This is a genomic window from Neobacillus sp. NPDC093127 (assembly GCF_044754175.1).
Lineage (GTDB): Bacteria > Bacillota > Bacilli > Bacillales > Cytobacillaceae > Neobacillus.
Genome location: NZ_JBIVOP010000038.1, coordinates 1 through 17,578 on the forward strand (window position 1 = coordinate 1; position 17,578 = coordinate 17,578).

General features: G+C 42.4%; 13 protein-coding genes and 2 pseudogenes. 10 read left to right on the forward strand and 5 right to left on the reverse strand.

The features are described 5' to 3' along the window. Nucleotides 1-455 precede the first annotated feature (455 nt). Nucleotides 456-619 (reverse strand): annotated as a pseudogene (locus tag ACIQCO_RS27165) (6-phospho-beta-glucosidase); the annotation flags it as partial. Then, nucleotides 620-873 (reverse strand): annotated as a pseudogene (locus tag ACIQCO_RS27170) (GntR family transcriptional regulator); the annotation flags it as partial. 514 nt (nt 874-1,387) lie between these two features. On the opposite strand from ACIQCO_RS27170, the gene ACIQCO_RS27175 reads away from it, so the two are divergent. The 7 genes from ACIQCO_RS27175 (at nt 1,388) to ACIQCO_RS27205 (ending at nt 11,116) form a co-directional block, all read left to right on the forward strand. Further along, a complete protein-coding gene (locus ACIQCO_RS27175) occupies nt 1,388-3,886 on the forward strand; it encodes a beta-glucosidase family protein (RefSeq protein WP_400435212.1) in 2,499 nt (832 codons plus the stop codon). 172 nt (nt 3,887-4,058) lie between these two features. Further along, a complete protein-coding gene (locus tag ACIQCO_RS27180; protein ID WP_400435214.1) occupies nt 4,059-5,597 on the forward strand; it encodes a right-handed parallel beta-helix repeat-containing protein in 1,539 nt (512 codons plus the stop codon). Between the two features lie 412 nt (nt 5,598-6,009). Then, nucleotides 6,010-7,239 (forward strand): serine hydrolase domain-containing protein, encoded by a 1,230-nt coding sequence (locus ACIQCO_RS27185; RefSeq protein WP_400435216.1) that lies wholly within the window; start codon nt 6,010-6,012, stop codon nt 7,237-7,239. 208 nt (nt 7,240-7,447) lie between these two features. After that, nucleotides 7,448-8,233 carry an amino acid ABC transporter substrate-binding protein gene (locus ACIQCO_RS27190; RefSeq protein WP_400435218.1) on the forward strand — a complete coding sequence of 262 codons (786 nt, stop codon included), beginning with the start codon at nt 7,448-7,450 and terminating at the stop codon, nt 8,231-8,233. Between the two features lie 292 nt (nt 8,234-8,525). Next, a complete protein-coding gene (locus ACIQCO_RS27195) occupies nt 8,526-9,185 on the forward strand; it encodes an amino acid ABC transporter permease (protein ID WP_400435220.1) in 660 nt (219 codons plus the stop codon). 15 nt (nt 9,186-9,200) lie between these two features. Continuing rightward, nucleotides 9,201-9,938, forward strand: coding sequence for an amino acid ABC transporter ATP-binding protein (locus ACIQCO_RS27200; RefSeq protein ID WP_400435221.1), 738 nt, complete (start codon nt 9,201-9,203; stop codon nt 9,936-9,938). A gap of 668 nt (nt 9,939-10,606) precedes the next feature. Continuing rightward, nucleotides 10,607-11,116 carry a DoxX family protein gene (locus ACIQCO_RS27205; RefSeq protein WP_400435223.1) on the forward strand — a complete coding sequence of 170 codons (510 nt, stop codon included), beginning with the start codon at nt 10,607-10,609 and terminating at the stop codon, nt 11,114-11,116. Nucleotides 11,117-11,330: 214 nt separating this feature from the next. On the opposite strand, the gene ACIQCO_RS27210 is transcribed toward ACIQCO_RS27205, so the two are convergent. The 3 genes from ACIQCO_RS27210 to ACIQCO_RS27220 form a co-directional block, all read right to left on the reverse strand. Then, nucleotides 11,331-12,023: an LrgB family protein gene (locus tag ACIQCO_RS27210; protein WP_400435225.1), complete on the reverse strand. Its 693-nt coding sequence runs from the start codon at nt 12,021-12,023 to the stop codon at nt 11,331-11,333. Then, nucleotides 11,993-12,400, reverse strand: coding sequence for a CidA/LrgA family protein (locus ACIQCO_RS27215; RefSeq protein WP_400435227.1), 408 nt, complete (start codon nt 12,398-12,400; stop codon nt 11,993-11,995). The genes ACIQCO_RS27210 and ACIQCO_RS27215 overlap by 31 nt, the downstream gene beginning before the upstream one ends. A gap of 88 nt (nt 12,401-12,488) precedes the next feature. Then, nucleotides 12,489-13,142, reverse strand: coding sequence for a GntR family transcriptional regulator (locus ACIQCO_RS27220; RefSeq protein ID WP_400435229.1), 654 nt, complete (start codon nt 13,140-13,142; stop codon nt 12,489-12,491). Between the two features lie 422 nt (nt 13,143-13,564). Here ACIQCO_RS27220 and ACIQCO_RS27225 point away from each other — a divergent pair, with 422 nt between their 5' ends. The 3 genes from ACIQCO_RS27225 to ACIQCO_RS27235 all read left to right on the forward strand — a co-directional run bounded on the left by ACIQCO_RS27225 (nt 13,565) and on the right by ACIQCO_RS27235 (nt 17,417). Continuing rightward, nucleotides 13,565-15,163 (forward strand): MotA/TolQ/ExbB proton channel family protein, encoded by a 1,599-nt coding sequence (locus tag ACIQCO_RS27225; RefSeq protein WP_400435231.1) that lies wholly within the window; start codon nt 13,565-13,567, stop codon nt 15,161-15,163. 79 nt (nt 15,164-15,242) lie between these two features. Then, entirely contained in the window at nt 15,243-15,986 is a 744-nt protein-coding gene (locus tag ACIQCO_RS27230) for an OmpA family protein (protein ID WP_400435233.1), read from the forward strand. Nucleotides 15,987-16,019: 33 nt separating this feature from the next. Then, complete coding sequence (locus tag ACIQCO_RS27235) at nt 16,020-17,417, forward strand: hypothetical protein (protein WP_400435235.1); 1,398 nt, start codon at nt 16,020-16,022, stop codon at nt 17,415-17,417. The last annotated feature ends 161 nt before the right edge of the window (nt 17,418-17,578 follow it).

Here is a 17,578-nt window from a genome sequence, read left to right on the forward strand (position 1 = left end):
TGTCCATTGGGAGAATACAAAGGAGCACAGAGCTTATCTGCAAAGGAAAAGTCAACCACTTGATCCACTCGGCTCCAGAAAGGATGGGCAGGAACCGAAGCGAAGACTTCATAATCTGATAGGGTTAACTGACCAAATGTTTTATATTGAATGTGCGCCATCACGATCACTCCATACATAAGATATATCTTAATTTTATCGTATATATGGAGTGGAGTGATGAATAAATTAGGAATTTAGAAAAAGTTTGTGAAAAAGGAGATATTTATGAGTTAATCGACAGTCTCAAATCTCCGCTTATTTTTACAAAAGGAAGTGATGAAAACCATCGCGGGTCGGGTTCTTGAATATTTGGGTGCTTTGATTTTAGCATTCTTTTTAAATCCAAGAGTTTTTGAGTGATGAAATAAATAAAAGGTGCTAGGTAATTGTCATGTACCTAGCACCTTTTCTATTTATTTAAATGATAATACCTCACCATAACTTCCAATTACCTTTTTTACCAGAAGAGAGAGTCATTGCGGCTTCTTGCTAATGTGCCGTTGCCTTCATCGGCTTTATCAACGTAGATGAAGCCGTAGCGTTTGGAAATTTCACTTGTTGAAATCGATACTAAGTCGCGAACCCGTTTCACATAATAGCATCATCATCCGGTCCAATGTTTAAATTATCCATCACTTCTTGTGTCGGTTTGACTACGGCTAATTCGATGACCTTCGAAGTTAGATGTAACTCCACAAGATCTTTTTTAAAGACTTGGTTAGAAAGCAGACTCATGTAGCCTTTCCGTTTATGGCGTCTTACAAAGATGCCGCTGCCCCGTAATTGAAAGATAACCCCTTTTTTCTCCAAGGGATCTAAAGCCTTCGAAATACACTATTATTGCATGCACAAGAAGTGGTGCAGTCATAAAAGATCATTTATCGAATGAAGAAGCAGCAATTGATAAGAGAGGAAAGAGAACTCTCTACTATCTAATCATGGAGTTTGTGATTGCAATGAGTGGTTCTCCATAACAATTTCCCCATGCCACCACCTTCGAGTGGATTTCCAAATATCATAGTAACAATATTTATATAATAAATAGAAGTTCTTCTATTCTCTTTCAGTATATTTAGAATAATGAAGTATAATGCTCGTTTCAATTTATTTATTTTGATTGATTATTTGGAAAACCATTGCTACTACAGTGTTTGAATGATTTTCGAGACTTTAGGAGCATTACTAATCTCGTGGTTTTTGTTGCTGTTTTGTAATCAGCTATTCATACCAGTGTAATGGTTTTTCGCTATACTAGTATACTTATTCGATAGTTAGGAAGTGATTAAGATACTAAAACGAATAATTTCAATACTAATAGATAAACAGATGTTAGGGAGAGAGTAAGATGATAAAACGAATTAGTTCAATTTTTTTGACAGCAACAATCTTCATGTCTTCGTTAGCAATTCCTGCTAATGCGGAGACCGTTGGTACGGAAGGGACCAAACCCTGGATGAACACCAAGCTCTCTGCTGAGGAGCGCACTGAGCTGCTTCTTAATGAGATGACGATGGAACAGAAAATCCAGCAAATTGCCATCTCGCGCTTTAATGAGAACGACACTGGTGAGACGGTGGTCATCAAAAGGGGCGGTAGTAGCAAGTACATGAACGGCGAATTCGCGCCCCAGGGTACCCTGCCCAAGTGTGAGTGGCAGGACACCGGCCGGCAGATTCGTGGGATCGAGGATCTGGGTATCCCAACAGTCCGCATGACCAACGGTGGTACGGGTGTTAAGGGTGGATCGTGTCACAATGACCCAGTGGCGACTGGCCTTCCGTCTACCCCAGCTTTGGCCGCGACATTCGACCGCGAGCTAAACTATGAGGCTGGCCGAATCCTTGGTGAGGAGACACGCGCTTTCGCGCATCACGTGTTTCTCGGACCAGGTATGGATCTCATTCGTCACCCGTACGGTGGCCGGAACTATGAGTACTTCAGTGAGGACCCGTATCTGACAGGTATCCTTGCAAGCGAGCAGACAAAGGGTATCCAGGACCAAGGAGTGCAGGTACAACTCAAGCATATGGCTGGCAACGAACAGGAAACCGAGCGTTGGACGATGGGTGTCCAGGTTCCCTCAAGGGCCATGAACGAGTTGTACATGTTGCCATTCGAGATGACCGTCAGGGATGCTAATCCAGCCTCCGTGATGTGCTCGTTCCCGGATGTTAATGGAACTTATGCATGTGACAGTTCTGAACTGCTTCAAGATGCACTAAGGGACAACTGGGGCTTTGACGGTTATGTCATGAGTGACCGTCGCGCGATTCACGACACAGTAGCTGCTATCAAAGCTGGTACGAATGTCGAGCTTGACTGGGCACCACAGTACTACACTCAAGAGAAAATCCAAAAGGCTCTCGAATCAGGTCAGGTGACTGAGGACGACATCGACAATCTACTTCGTCCGCGTTACATCAAGATGATCGAGTTTGGCCACATGGACAAACCTTTCGACAAATTTATGCCGGAAATCGTTGATCCGATGGCTAACGGCGCTAGCGCACTGAAGATGGCCGAGGAAGGCTCCGTGCTGTTGAAGAACGACAACGGCTTCCTGCCACTGGACGGCGAGCCAAAATCGATCGCATTGATCGGCATTGAGACGTTCGCTGGCGAGGCAAAGATGTCCCCTCGCTCTGTTCGTGACGACAATGATTATGTAGTGACTCCATATACGGTCACACCACAGGAAGGCTTAGAGAATGTTATCAAAGAGCTGGGCTACAACACTGAAGTGAAGTACAACGATGGCAGTGACCCGAAAGCTGCTGCCAAGTTAGCCGCTGAGTCCGACGTCGTACTTCTCATGGTCGGTGACAACCCACATGAGACCGTAGACCGTGATACCCTCGGATTCCCTGCCTTGAACCTCAAAACGGGCTTGGCTGAGCAGGAGCCGGTGATCAACGCAGTTATGGAAGCCAACGCGGAGAACACTGTTGTGGTATTGAAGACTTCCGGTACGTCGATCATGCCGTGGTTGGATAAGGTCCCTGCAGTTCTTCAGGCGTGGTACCCAGGTATGGAGGATGGAAATGCCGTCGCTAACCTGCTTTACGGTAAGGTTAATCCGTCCGGTAAGCTTCCAATGACGTTCGGTGCAACTGAGCGTGAAGCAGCCTTCGCGACCGAAGAACAGTACCCTGGAACGCGTCAAGACACTGGTAAAGTAGGCGGACCTGGCGCTTATGGTGATGGTTCCGATCAGCTAATCGCTCAGTACACAGAAGGTCTGGAAATGGGCTACCGCTGGTACGAGGCAAACAACGTGAAGCCGATCTTCCCATTCGGGTACGGCTTGTCGTACACGACATTCAAGTATGACGATCTCAAGGTGAAGAAGGTCAAAGGTAAAGGCTCGTTGTCTGGTATTGACGTGTCCTTCACAGTAACGAACACTGGTGACGTTGCCGGTGCCGAAGCGGCACAAGTCTACCTGACTCTGCCGAACGAGGCGGGGCAGCCGACTAAGCGGCTCGTCAACTTCGAGAAGGTTAACCTTGAGCCTGGTGAGAGCCAGCAGGTGACAGTTAGGATTAACCAGGCCGACTCTAACCACCCGTTCTCTTATTTCATTCCGGAAGAACCGGACAACCTAGCGAACTGGGCTGACGGCGAGTGGGCCACTGTTGACGGAAAGTACCGCGTACATGTCGGTGGTTCCTCTGCAGACACACCGCTTGAAAAGGACGTGCCGTTGAACTTCAAACACGGCAAGGACGACAGCAAGGGCAAGGGGAACGGACACAACGGAAACAACGGAAATAAAGGAAACAACGGAAACAACGGAAACAATGGAAACAAAGGAAACAACGGAAACAACAACTCCCAAAAGTAGGCCTCTGGCCATGGGATGACGCCGGCGACCTGATAGGGGTCGTCAGGCATCCTGAAGGAAGTGAGTCCGCGGACTCGGCGTGATTTGCCGAGGCCAGCGGGCTCACTGCTTTTTTCGGCGCTTTCATGGGCGACGAGAGGGACGAAAAGAGTCAAGGAAGGACGCGAGAAGTATGATGAAGGGATTCATTCGGAACAGCCGGCGAGGTCCGGCGCATTCGTGGTGGGTGGCCCTTGGTCTGATGATCCTCTTGACGGCATGCACTGTCAAGGATTCCGACGGGCCAGTCGGGAGCGATGACGCCGTGGGACCAGCCCAGTCCGGGCACGGCGACTGGCAGGTCCCCGGCTTGGTGGACCGGTCCGGCGCGCCGATCGAGGTGAAGAAGCCGGGTCCGGCGACTGGCAGGACTCTGGACGTCACAAACTTCGGGGCAGATCCAGCTCCGGACTCACACGACGACGCAGCAGCCATCAGGAAGGCCCTGGACGCGGCCGAACCGGGTGACGAGGTCGTGCTGCCGGCCGGCACGTATGACCTGCGCTCCACTGACCCGGCCGACGAGTCGGCGAACATCGTGTTGCGCAGCGGCGTGAGCCTGCGCGGAGAGGGCCGAGAGAGAACCGTTCTGCTGACCTCCCTCAACGGCGAGGATGACAGCCGGGTGATTCGCGGATCCGGCGTCCACGACGTCATCGTCGCTGACTTCACCATCACCTCCCGTCATAACGGTCCACTCGGCGACGACCCCGACGACGGCGACGTGGGTGGCGGCCCGATGTACGGGATCCACCTCGGAGCCCACAAAGGGAAGGGAAGCTCCCGGGTCCTAGTGGAGAACGTGGGCATCCGCAGATTCGAGCGCCACGGCATCTCCGTCAAGGCCAGCCGTGAAGTGACTCTCTCTGGAAACTACATCAGTGAGGCAACTGCTGTCGGTCCCGGCGGACAGGGCTACGGCGTCGCTATCGAGGGCTCAGCGGACCAGCACGACCCGGATGCAGCCAACGATTCCCGGCACAACGTCGTCATCGGCAATACCTTTGATGGCAGGCACCTAAGGCACGCTATTCTACTGCAGTTCCCCACGCACAACAATCTCGTGGCGGAGAACACCATCGTTGGCAGCTACCTCGACGCCATCGATTTGCACGGCGAGGGTGAATACCTGAACGAGGTCCGGGACAACACGGTCATCGGCGGGCAGCGGGCGGGCATCGCGCTGGGCAATCCCGGCGGGTCCAAGAACAAGCACGACGCCTCAGGACCTGGAAACTGGGTGCACTCCAACGACCTGATTGGAAACCGTCAGGGAATCCTCGTCATCCTGGGAACACCTGAAACCCTCATCGAGGACAACAGGATCACCGCCGGGGAGGATTCTAAGGCAGGCATAGATGTCCGTAATGCACCAGGCACAGAGTTGCTCGGTAACCACATCACTGGAGGGACTGACGAGTTCTGGGCCATCCGGCTCAGTAAGGACCGCGGTACTGACGGACGGGGCATAGGAATCCCCTCAGGCATCAGGATCAAGTCCAACGTCATTCGACAGGCCGGCAACGGCATCAGGATCGATGCCGGGGAGAATCTCAGCATGGTCGAAAACGTCGTCGACGGTATCGACGGAGCCGAGTTGAGGGTGGCCGACGGGATCGAGATGAGCCAGTCGGCCCGGCGGTCCAGGGCTCAAACTAAGAAAGTTGAGTAACTAGTAATTCTTATTTTACCTTCTATAATTCACCCAGCCTTCATCAAAAAGAGGGCTGGGTTCCATCGTTACTGAACTACTATTGGATAATAAGGTCCGTGGAGAATTCAAAGGGAACTCATTGTACTTCCAATTGGAGGGTGTCTCTTACAATATTATCTACTGTAATGAAGAAGTCTCTAAGGAACAACAACAAAAGGAAATCATTAATATGGCTAATGAGATTATACATAACTAATGAAACAAATCACGGGGTGTCAATCTCTTTATATCTATATGGGCAATATTCTCCGATGTGAGGATATTGTCCTTTTTATTCGAGGAACAATTTATCATTTTTTTTCCTTGTTAACAGTAAAATGGGATAGTAATAACTTTTGGACCACATTTTTTTAGAAATTAAGGAGGTAAAATGAAAAAGAAAACTACCAAGCTATTACTTATTTTCATAACATTCCCCTTGATAGGTTCAATACTTCTTGTATTAGTTTCCACAATAATACTTTCCCCGCAATATGTTTTTAGGACAATAATAAATGGAGATTCGGATGTAATGGATTACAAAGTATTTCCAAAGCGGATTATTCAAAAAAGCTCCCAGCCCTATAATTATAAATACAACCTGGACGAATCCCTAAAAAAGATGTCAATAGACTATATATATAAAGGAAAAGGCAGAACGACGCGATTGGATACCTTTCTAAAGGAAACAAATACCACTTCTTTTATCATTGTCCACGATGACAAGGTAGTGCTAGAAGAATATTTCAACGGATATGACAAGGACACTGTTAATACATCTTTCTCAATGGCTAAGTCAATCGATTCGTTGTTAATTGGAATGGCGATTGAAGATGGTTATATAAAAAATGAAAAGCAATCCATAGCTGATTATATAAACGAGTTCAAAGGAACGAATATGGAGAGAATTACAATTGAAGATTTACTTCTGATGCGTTCTAACATCAGCTACGAGGAAGGAAATATCTGGTTTAGCGACGATGCCAAAACGTATTATATGCCGGATTTACGTAATTTAGCCTTGACTCAAACTAATCTGACTACAAAATACCAAGGTAAATTTCATTATAACAATTATCATCCTTTATTACTTGGCATCATACTGGAGCGCAGTACAGGTAAACATGTATCGGAATATTTCCAGCAGAAAGTTTGGGATAAAATTGGAGCCGAAAATGATGCTTCATGGAGTTTGGACAGTAAACAGACAGGTTTTGAAAAGATGGAGAGCGGTATTAATTTCAAAGCGATTGACTTTGTAAAGATAGGAAGCATGTTACTTCATAGTGGAACGTGGAATGAGCAGTATATACTGAATGAAAAATGGATAAAACTGTCTACACTAAGCGGATTCCCCTTAAATGGAGATGAATATAAAGGCTCATTCTTAGAAAATAAAAATATAGGATATAAATACATGTGGTATAGTACACAAAATAGTAATGGGGGCTTAGACTATTTTGCGATGGGAAAGTATGGACAGTATCTATATATCTCTGCGGAAAACAATATTGTTATTTTACGAACGGGTAAATCGCTAGGAAGTGTAGATAGCTGGGAGGATATACTTAAAGAAATATCTTTAATGGTTGGTAAAGATAAATCCAATCATAGAAATTAACAAGCCAAAAATAACAAGAATGTATAAAAACTTGTATATTTTTGGCTTGTTAAAATTTGAGCGTGCGATCTAGTATCCGGAAAGGGACAAGGAATTGTCCCTTTGTCCCCCTTGTCTAAAAAATATTATAGTGTTATAATTCGATAGTGTGATAGCATGGTAACGTACTAAAGTAAAATTATAACTGAATTAAGGTGGTTTTTTTCATATGAAACGTCTAGTATCTATAGTTCTAGTGATTGCAGCGGTATTTTCTGTTTTAACAGCCTGCTCGAATAATACATCGGGGGATAAGGAAAAGGATGACCAAACGCTGATAATCGGTATTGACGATAAATTTGCTCCGCTGGGATTCCGTGACGATGCTAATAATATTGTTGGTTTTGATATTGACTATGCAAAAGCAGCTGCTGAAAAGATGGGCGTGAAGGTTAAATTCCAGCCTATCAACTGGAAAACAAAGGAATCCGAACTAAGCAGCGGCCGGATTGATTTTATCTGGAATGGTTATACAATCACCGATGAACGTAAGAAAAAGGTTCTTTTTACAAAGCCCTATTTAAAAAATGCTCAGGTAGTGGTCACACTGGCTGATTCTAAAGTATCCAAACTGGCAGATTTAGAGGGCAAAGGGGTCGGGCTGCAGTCATTATCTTCAGCTTCGGATGCCTTGGATGCGAATCCAATAAAGTCCAAGATTAAAGAGGTGACGGAGTTCTCCGATAATGTGATGGCCTTGAATGATTTAAAAAGCGGCCGATTAGATGCGGTTGTGATTGATGAAGTTGTGATTGATTATTACATGACAAAAGAGCAGGGTACGTTCAAAGTGCTTAATGAATCCCTCGCTCCTGAGGAATATGGAGTAGGCGTGAAAAAAGGGAATGAGGAACTGCTGAACAAACTGCAAAAGGCACTCGATAAAATGAATGAAGACGGCACGGCCGCTGAAATTTCAAATAAATGGTTTGGAGAAGATAAAGTAGTAAAATAATGATAAATAGGTAGCAAAACAGGATTCCAAAGGGACCCTGTTTTGTCTTGCGCTGGTCGGGGCTGACTAAGGCGCTTACGCTTTTTGTAAAAGATAAGAAAGTATAAAATTTTGACTTTGAGAATTGTCTAGCTCCAGCGCCCTAGCGGCTAGTGTCCTTCGCGCTCCGCCCTACGATAAGTCAACATCGGTTCGCTCCGCTCACCGTGTTTCCTTTATCTCAGTTGGAGCGCTCCAGGCCATACGCCGCTGACCAGGGCGCTTGCGCTTTTCTTATTGGAGGAATCCTGTTATGTCGTTTGAGTATATTATAACGATCCTTAAGCCGATGCTGGAAGGGGCGCAAATGACGGTTCTTTTGTTTGTGATTGCCATTGTTGTGTCGCTTCCGCTGGGCTTTTTGTTAACGTTAGCTGTAAAAAGCAGCTTCAAGCCACTATCCTTGCTGGCACAAGGTTTTGTTTATGTGATGCGCGGGACACCGCTGTTGCTTCAGCTATTAGTGATCTGTTTTGGGCTGCCGATGATTCCGGGCATCGGGGAATATTTGGTGCTGGACCGCTTTGTGGCTGCTTGTATAGGGTTTATCCTTAATTACGCTGCCTATTTTGCTGAGATTTTCCGCGGCGGACTTTTGGCCATTGATAAAGGACAGTATGAGGCTGCACAAGTTCTCGGTTTTTCTAAATGGCATATGACGACAAGGATCATTCTGCCGCAAATGTTTCGTATTGCCCTTCCTGCTGTGGCAAACGAATCGGTAACACTTGTCAAGGATACGGCCCTGCTTTATGCGGTTGCGGTTCCGGAATTATTGCATTATGCAGAGACAGCGGTCAATCGTGATTTTACGATTATTCCATTTGCTGTAGCCGGTGTTATTTATCTGCTGATGACGCTTGTATTAACGCTGTTCTTTAAATGGATTGAGCGGCGGTTTAGATTTGAATAAGGAGGGGGAATGAGGATGGCAATCATTGAAGTTTCTAATCTCAAAAAGTCGTATGGCAATCTGGAAGTCTTAAAACAGATTAGCTTTGATGTGAATAAAAACGATGTTGTGGCTGTGATTGGCCCCTCCGGTTCTGGGAAAAGTACGATGCTCCGGAGTCTTGTCCACCTGGAAAAAGTGGATGGAGGCAGTATTCGGGTTTCCGGTGATGATCTTGTAAAGGACGGAGTTTACTCAAAGACGGACGAAATCAAGCAGATTACCACCAAGATGGGGATGGTGTTTCAGCACTTTAATCTGTTCCCGCACCTAACCGTCAAAGAGAATTTGGAAATGGCTCCACGATTAGTGAAAAGGGAGTCTGCTTCCGATATAAGGAAGCGAAGCAGCGAGCTTCTGCAGAAGATTGGCCTTACGGGCCGGGAAAGTGCTTACCCTGCTCATTTATCAGGCGGCCAAAAACAAAGGGTAGCCATTGCTAGGGCGTTGATGATGAATCCTGATATTCTGCTGTTTGATGAGCCTACTTCGGCGCTGGATCCCGAGTTAACCGGCGAAGTCCTGCAGGTGATGAAGGACCTGGCAGAAGAACACATGACCATGATTGTCGTCACCCATGAGATGGGATTTGCAAAAGAAGTAGCCAGCCGTGTCATTTTTATGGACAATGGAGAAATTATTGAATCCGGTCATCCTTCTGATGTATTGACCAACCCGCAATTCGAACGGACGAAGGCGTTTTTAAATCGTTGATAGTGATGCCGTAGAAGCGTGACGATGGTATTTATATAGTAACAATTCAGGGTTCAGTCCGAGCGATTTTAACTGCAGGGCTGAACCTTTTTACGTAGGGGTACATGATTTTTTATCATATGGACCAAATTCAATATTCATGTAATATGCAATGCTGGATATGGCACAAAATTTAGTGCAGCCGCCAACCATAGTTCCTTTTTATAAAGGCTCTATTATAAAGGAATGTTGATTTCGCTGTGATTGAAAAATAGACGGTAAAATTCCGTTTAAATTGGGAAATACCCATATTTCCTTAAAAATAAAGGGAGTATTTCCGCTTATATGATCTAAATCGTTGGATTTTGCCTTATTTAGAGCAGTTAATCGGAATATCTTCGCTTATATCTGCTTCTTAAGCTTCCTCTATATACATTAGCCGGAAATTCTCCGCCTATGAATTTTCATACCTACACAAAATCTACAATTAATAATTTATAAAAGTAATTTTTAACCTGGAGGATTCTGATTTCACAATTTAGCCAAAACTTTGTTGCAAATTTGTGAATAACATCACAAACATCTTTTTTAACTTGGATAAAGTGTTAATATATAAGTGTAGTAAGAAACAAACAAAAACTTGTGAAATAGTGAACAAACTAATTTTAATCCTAAGGGGATGGAGTATTATGTTAAATCTTTTAAGAAAAAATAATATTGCTGCAGGGGTTTTAGCAATCATTCGTATTTATATTGGTTATCAATTTATACATGCAGGTTTTGCAAAAATAACAGGCGGCGGATTTGATGCAAGTGGGTTCTTAAAGGGCGCAATCGCTTCTAGTACAGGAGAACACCCAGCAGTTCAAGGCTGGTGGGCAGCATTTCTACAGAATATTGCCTTGCCAAACGCTGATCTGTTTTCTACCTTAGTGCAATGGGGCGAATTATTAGTCGGAATTGCGTTAATCCTTGGCCTTCTCACAAACTTTGCAACACTAATGGGATTGGTCATGAATTTCTCTTTCTTGTTCAGCGGCACGGTGAGCACTAACGGTCAAATGATTCTATTAGCGTTCTTCGTCCTCGTTGCAGGAGCAAATGCTGGCAAATTCGGCTTAGACCGATATGCAATGCCTTATGTTCGCAAATACTTTACTGTTAAAGGTAATCATAGAAGAGGCACTACCGTTGCTTAAATACTAGATAAATAGTCGACAAAAGGCATTCGAATATTAACTTATTCGGATGCCTTTTGTCTATTCTGTCTATTGGCCAAAATCTCGGATGCCTTCTTTCAGACAATTAATTAAGTCCAATTTCCAAGGAGCATATAAAGGAAATTGGACTTCTATTTAGCAGGGAGATCGATTCTTCCATAAGTATTCTATATTTTATTTGTGAGGGGGTTTCTCAAATCTGAAAAATCCACACGACAATGGGTCCTAAAAAGGAGCCAATGATTGCACACAATGTCATCGTAACCGAGCTCATCGAAAAGGTCAGTTCACTGTATTCGGCAGCTTTAGAAGTTCCCATGGCATGTGAGGCACTCCCAAGAGCGATCCCTCTGCCAACGGGGCTATGCACTCGCATAATTTTAAAGATAGTAGGAGCCGCTATTGCACCAAAGATCCCTGCAATCATAACGCCAACAACTGCCATTGAAGCATTTCCTCCCAATCCTTTCGTTACTTCTATTGCAACAGGAGTAGTAAGGGATTTAGGGATAATGGAAAGAATTAAGGTGTGATTTATCCCGATTATCTTAGCCAGGAGGCCAACACTGATCATACCAGAAATGGCACCGACCAAAACTCCTCCTAATATGGGGAATATGTGATTGATTAAAAAATGACGTTGTTTATACAAAGGGTAAGCAAGTGCTACAACCGATGGACCTAACAGCGAACTAATCCATTGCCCGCCAATCATATAGTTTTTATAAGGAATATGAAACACTGAAAGGATAACAATAATAAGAGTTGTTGCAGTTAAAACCGGAATTAAATAGGAGTAAGAATACCGTTTATAAATTCTAGTCATTAAAAAATATGCGACGACGGTTAATAAAATCATGCAGAATGCGAAGAGAACTTGTTGCATTTCTTATCATCCTTTCTTTCTCGTGCTTTTTTCTCAAAAAATTGACTTGCCGTTCCTGCTATTGCAATGGTAATGATGGTGCTTAATAGAACGGCTGCAACGAGCAATGCACCTTGAATAGAAAGTAAGGAAGGATAGTTCATGATGCCAACTGTTGAAGGAATAAAAAATAACATTAATGTACTTAACAGAAAACCTGCCCCATTCTCTATATACTTTACTGGAACTATTTTCAAGCATAAACAAATGAAAAGTAATAGGAGGCCTATTATACTACCAGGAATGACTAGGTGAAATAGGTTGTGAATAACGGTTCCAATGTAGGAAAAAATAAATAAAATGCCTATTTGTAAAAGGATATTGAGAATTTTCTTCATGTTGTGTTGCTCCTCAATTTGGGAGCAACTTCCCTTCTTTCGTTTATTATTGACTAAAAAATGAACATCATCATTTTGTCTTTTTCTTTTACTCCGTAAGATTTGCGATTATGGTGCTATATGTGTTATCAAGATGGCTCAAAACAGCATCCGTTGTTTGGCGTAGATTCCTTGCTTTTAGCCCATCAATAATTAATTTATGTTCCTCATAAGGCTTATCTAAGCTTAACCCTGTCTTTAATGCAGCGAATCCATACCAATTAAAATGGTCAATGAGATTTTCGATTAATTGATATAGTCGATTATTCTGACTTAACTCCGCTAGGAACAAGTGAAAGGATGTATCATAGTATACAAACTGTATAGGATCTTCCTTAAAGTCAGATAGTTGTTTATCCATCTTCTCAATCTTATAGATCGTTTCATTATCGAGAAGAGGAATCAGTAGTTCGATGACCAATACTTCATTAGCCCTTCGCAACTGGAAAACTTCATCAACATCGTGTCTATTAATGGTTTTGACCAAAATTCCTTTTCTTGGTACGGATTGAATCCACCCTTCTAGTTCTAGCTGTTGCAAAGCTAATTTTAATGGGGTGCGACTAATTCCAAGGCTATCACTAAGTGAACGTTCATATAACATCGATCCAGGTTCGACTTTGTGTTGAATGATTCCTTTCTTAACTTCTTTATAAGCATGATCTTTAAATAATTGAGGTTGTTCCGCTTTTAAGAAACTCATCTATTTTCATCCTTTATCATAAATAGTAGTTAGATCTTAAGTGATTATCAGTATGGTTAATAATCTAAGAAAAGGAAAAAGAATGTGGCATCTGGAATACCAGATGCCAATTAAAGGAGTTTATCATTTATTTGGTTTTTTGGCAACCTTGGGGTTCGGAGTCCAAATAGGGCGCCTAGTCACGCCTCGACGCGTCGGAATTTTTCGAAGGATGAGAGATTTATTGATTGGTGCAAAGTGTGCAACTGAATCTGTGAGGGTGGTTGTCGATTAATTTAGGTTCTTCAAAATTATGGCTAATAATAACAATGAAATAGTATTTTTCAAACAAATTAATTGATGTTTTTTCCTAAAAATTACTTTCATTTGGTACAATGGTAATAGGATTTTCTTACCAATTTGTACTAGGAGTGGACAACAGAATGAATAGAATCTTTTTACCGATAGTAATGTATTTGCCAGCCTTGGCACTTTTACTATTTTATTTAAGTGAGGGAATTTCCAAGCTAGGTTCAAATGAATTTATTGTCCTAGTAGTCTTTATTATTCTTGGAACAATTGCCTATTTTTCCATTAATAATAATAACTTCATTTTCGCCTATTTAAGAAAGCAGGATGTAGAGCTTTCAAAAGATCCGGAATCTAACCAATTAGCTAGGGATATTTGGAGCGGATTTATTGTTAAAGAGGAAAGAACAAAGTCACAGCTTAACATTCCATCTTTTATAGAGATGTATATGTCGGAACACAAAATTGGTAATAATACCAATATCATCAAAAGAATGAAACTAATTCAAACCTACGCCTCCATCTCCATTCTTGTAGGGGTGCTTGGAACCTTTGTGGGACTTGTCTTCTCTTTAGCGGCATTAAACCCTGAGAATATTGATAAATCGATTTTGGGTATTCTGGCAGGGGTCCATACAGCCTTTTTCACTAGTATCGGTGGAATCCTCTTTTCTATTGCTATTAATCTTCATACCAAAATTAGAAATTCAGAACAATTGTTTGTGCAAATCATGTTGAAAATCGAAAATTACATTCATCAAATAGAACAAAAAAACGGAGATTATTATGTTGTTGAAGCAATCGGCGAGGTCAAAACTGCCGTTCATAACGTGGGCAGGGCGTTTTTGGATGTGGCTAGTTTTTCAAAAGAATTTAAAACAGCCACAGATAATTTGCTTCAATTTAATGATCTTTTTCAGCAAAACACGGCTGCCGTCAGCAGCCTGTTCAGCAATATGAAAGGGATAACGAATTTGTTCAATCAAAGGTCTGAACTCATTCATAATGATTTTTCAAAACTATTTACCTACTTCACTGAACAAGCGGATATGCAAAATAGTATGAAACAGTCATTTGAACAGACAGCTGCTGATATTAGAAGCTTTGCTGGTTATCAGTCGCGAAATATGGATGGAATTGTGAAACAAAATGAAAAGGTTCAACAATCTTATGAGAAATTATTTACGAATGTACAGCAGAAATTGCAGAATGCCTATAGTGAAATGGTTGAATTTTTCGAGGTTACTTCAGCACAAATTTCACTAATGGTTGGTCAAAGTGAATTACAAGTCGATGTTAATAAAGAACTTGCAGAATCGATTGAAAAGCAAGTGAAAAAGACGCATACCAGTTTATTAAAGCAGTGGAAAGAAACAAATTCGCAAAATCTTGAGGTAAAGGATTCGTTTGCGGGGATTTTACTACAAATTGAAACCTACTTTACGACGAATCAAAAACTTACTGGGATTACTGAAAATATTGAAACATTACTGAAAGTAAACGGGGAGAAATTCCAAGGTCAAGCAGATATTTTCACAAAAGCGCTTCAACAACATGGAGCAGAATCAGCGAAAATGGCTGGACAGTTAAAGGGGTTAATAGATTCGGATGAGGCATTACAAGAGAGTGTAAATGATCTTACGATTCAAATCAAACATACAAATCAACTAGTAGAAAATATACAGCTTGAAGCAACAAATAAGGCTGAACAAGACATTCTCGTAAACAGTTAATGGTCAACGTCCTTCCAAGAAAATGATAAAAAAGCAATAGTCTAAACAACTAATCTTTTAGGAAAAGGAAATGAAGGGCATGAAGAATAACTATAAACGACTAATTAACGGTGGTGAAGAAGATTTAAATTTCTGGCCCACCTTTACTGATTTGCTCTCTACCATCCTGCTGGTTATCTTAATCATCTTTGTCGCTGTCATCATCAGCATAAATAAAGAAACCAAGGAAATGCAGAACAAAGTAAAAGCAAATCAATTAGAAATGGATAAACAAGCGAAGCAAATTGCTGAAAAAGAAAAGCAAATTGAGATGCTGTCGTATATTCAAAAAGATATTGTTAAAGACCTCGAAAGCGAGTTTAAAAGCAGGCAAATGGATATTTCAATTGATAAGGATACAGGGGCAATTAAGTTTAAAGATGACCTGTTATTTGAAGAGGGAATGGATGTCATTACTCCAAAATTTAGAGATAAGCTTCAAGCCTTTATTCCAATCTATTTTTCTACCCTTTATGGGAAGTATGGCGACCATATTGCTGAAATAGTCGTTGAGGGGCATACCGATGATAAAGGGGAATATATGTACAATTTGGATTTGTCACAACGACGGGCCTTCAGTGTGGTGAGATACATTTTAAGTGAGTTTCCCAAATTACCTTTTAAAGACCAAGTGGAAAAAAATATTACCGCAAACGGTCGGTCTAAGAGCCAATTGAAGTTGAAAGAGAATGGTGCGGTAGACAGGGAGCAGTCCCGTCGGGTTGAATTCAAATTCAGACTAAAGAATAGTTATGAAGGAAATCAAATTACCAGTGGGAATTAGGATTCGATTTTATCTTCCAAGGGAGCAGTAAAAATGGCTGATATTAAAGATTACAAAATCATAAAAGAGGTTTCTACTAGCAATCATTTAATTGTTTATCTAGTTGAAAATAAGGAAAATCATCAGACAGCCATGGTCCGGCTTATCAATCATCAGGAGCATCGCGATGCTTGGAAGGAATTATATCGCTATTACGGTAGAACCATAACGAATACTAAGTACCTTCCAGCTTTAAAACGGATAGATATACTGGCTGATTGTACTTTTGCTGTACTGGATGGAAGTGCAGGAAATCTATTAGAAAGTGGACAAATTTTATCAAGTACACAAATTGATCAGTTTTTGGAAGCCCTCGTCCATGTGCATCACAATGGGATCTTGTTTGGAAAAATTACAAGGTTTAATATCTGGATTAGAGAAAATGGAAACCTGACTATCTATGGATCCGGGGAGAGGGCTGTACTTTATCCTGACAGTAGGCCTACTATCCAAGCTGATATTAAGCAAGCTATTCAGATGCTAAAAGCTCATTCTGATATTGATGCTTCCTACTTTAACAGGCACAGCTTTGAGACGATGGAGGAGCTTCAGGAGTGGGTATTAGCAAAGCTAGCGATCCCGAAACCGGGCATAGTAGCTAAAGGGGAAACGGCGCAAACTATTTTTCCTGAAACTAGTAAGAAAGAAAGAACGAGCGGAGAACAAAACGAAAAAGTATTAGTAATCGCTCCAGCTCCTAAACAATCAGAACAACCCAAACATCCGCTAGCAAGAAAGGGGTTTATTGCTGCACTTTTGATAATTGTTATAGCTGGTGTCGTAGCTTTTAGCTTGATCTCTGGAGGGGATAAACCGTCCTTATTAAAAGCTAACCAAAGTAGCCAAACCAGGAAGTCAACACCTGACGGACCGAAGACTGTTGAAACAGAGAAGGACAACCAAACGGTCAGTGCCCAAGAAAAGGAGCCATTTACGGCATTATTTCCTGACTGGGAAATCGTTAAACAGGCTGCAATTAAGGTTACCGGAATGGACTATATAATTATTGGCACTGCAAAAAGCCGCGAGGATTCACAAGGTGTGGTGAAAGTGTCTGTCTTATCTAAAGTCAAGAGCGGTGACTGGACAAAAGTATGGGAATCCACTGAATATAAAGGCCATGCCTCAGAGCCTAAAGGCTATATTGATTCATTTATCACGATTCCCTCAAAAGAAGCAGAAGCAGCTCTAATCGTCTTAGGGTTGCCGGATGGCAGCATAGGAATATCAGAAGTGATTGCCCTTACTCTGGATGGAACGGGAAGAATGGAACAGGTTTGGAATGACTATGGGACAAAAATAGAGCAGACGAACAATGTTGTTAGTGTCCAAGGAGTAGGATTGACAAAGCTATCATTACAGAATGGGAAGTTTGCGCTTGAGAAGCAATGACGTGATATGAAAAAATCAAAAAAGCTGCCAACATTCTATTATTGTGTGCGTAAAAGGATATTCCTTTTGTAAGCCCGTAATCAAATAACGCATATAAACGAGTCGGCACCTCCGGTACGATAGACGTATCAATCAAAGGAGGTGCCATCTTTATGCCAACC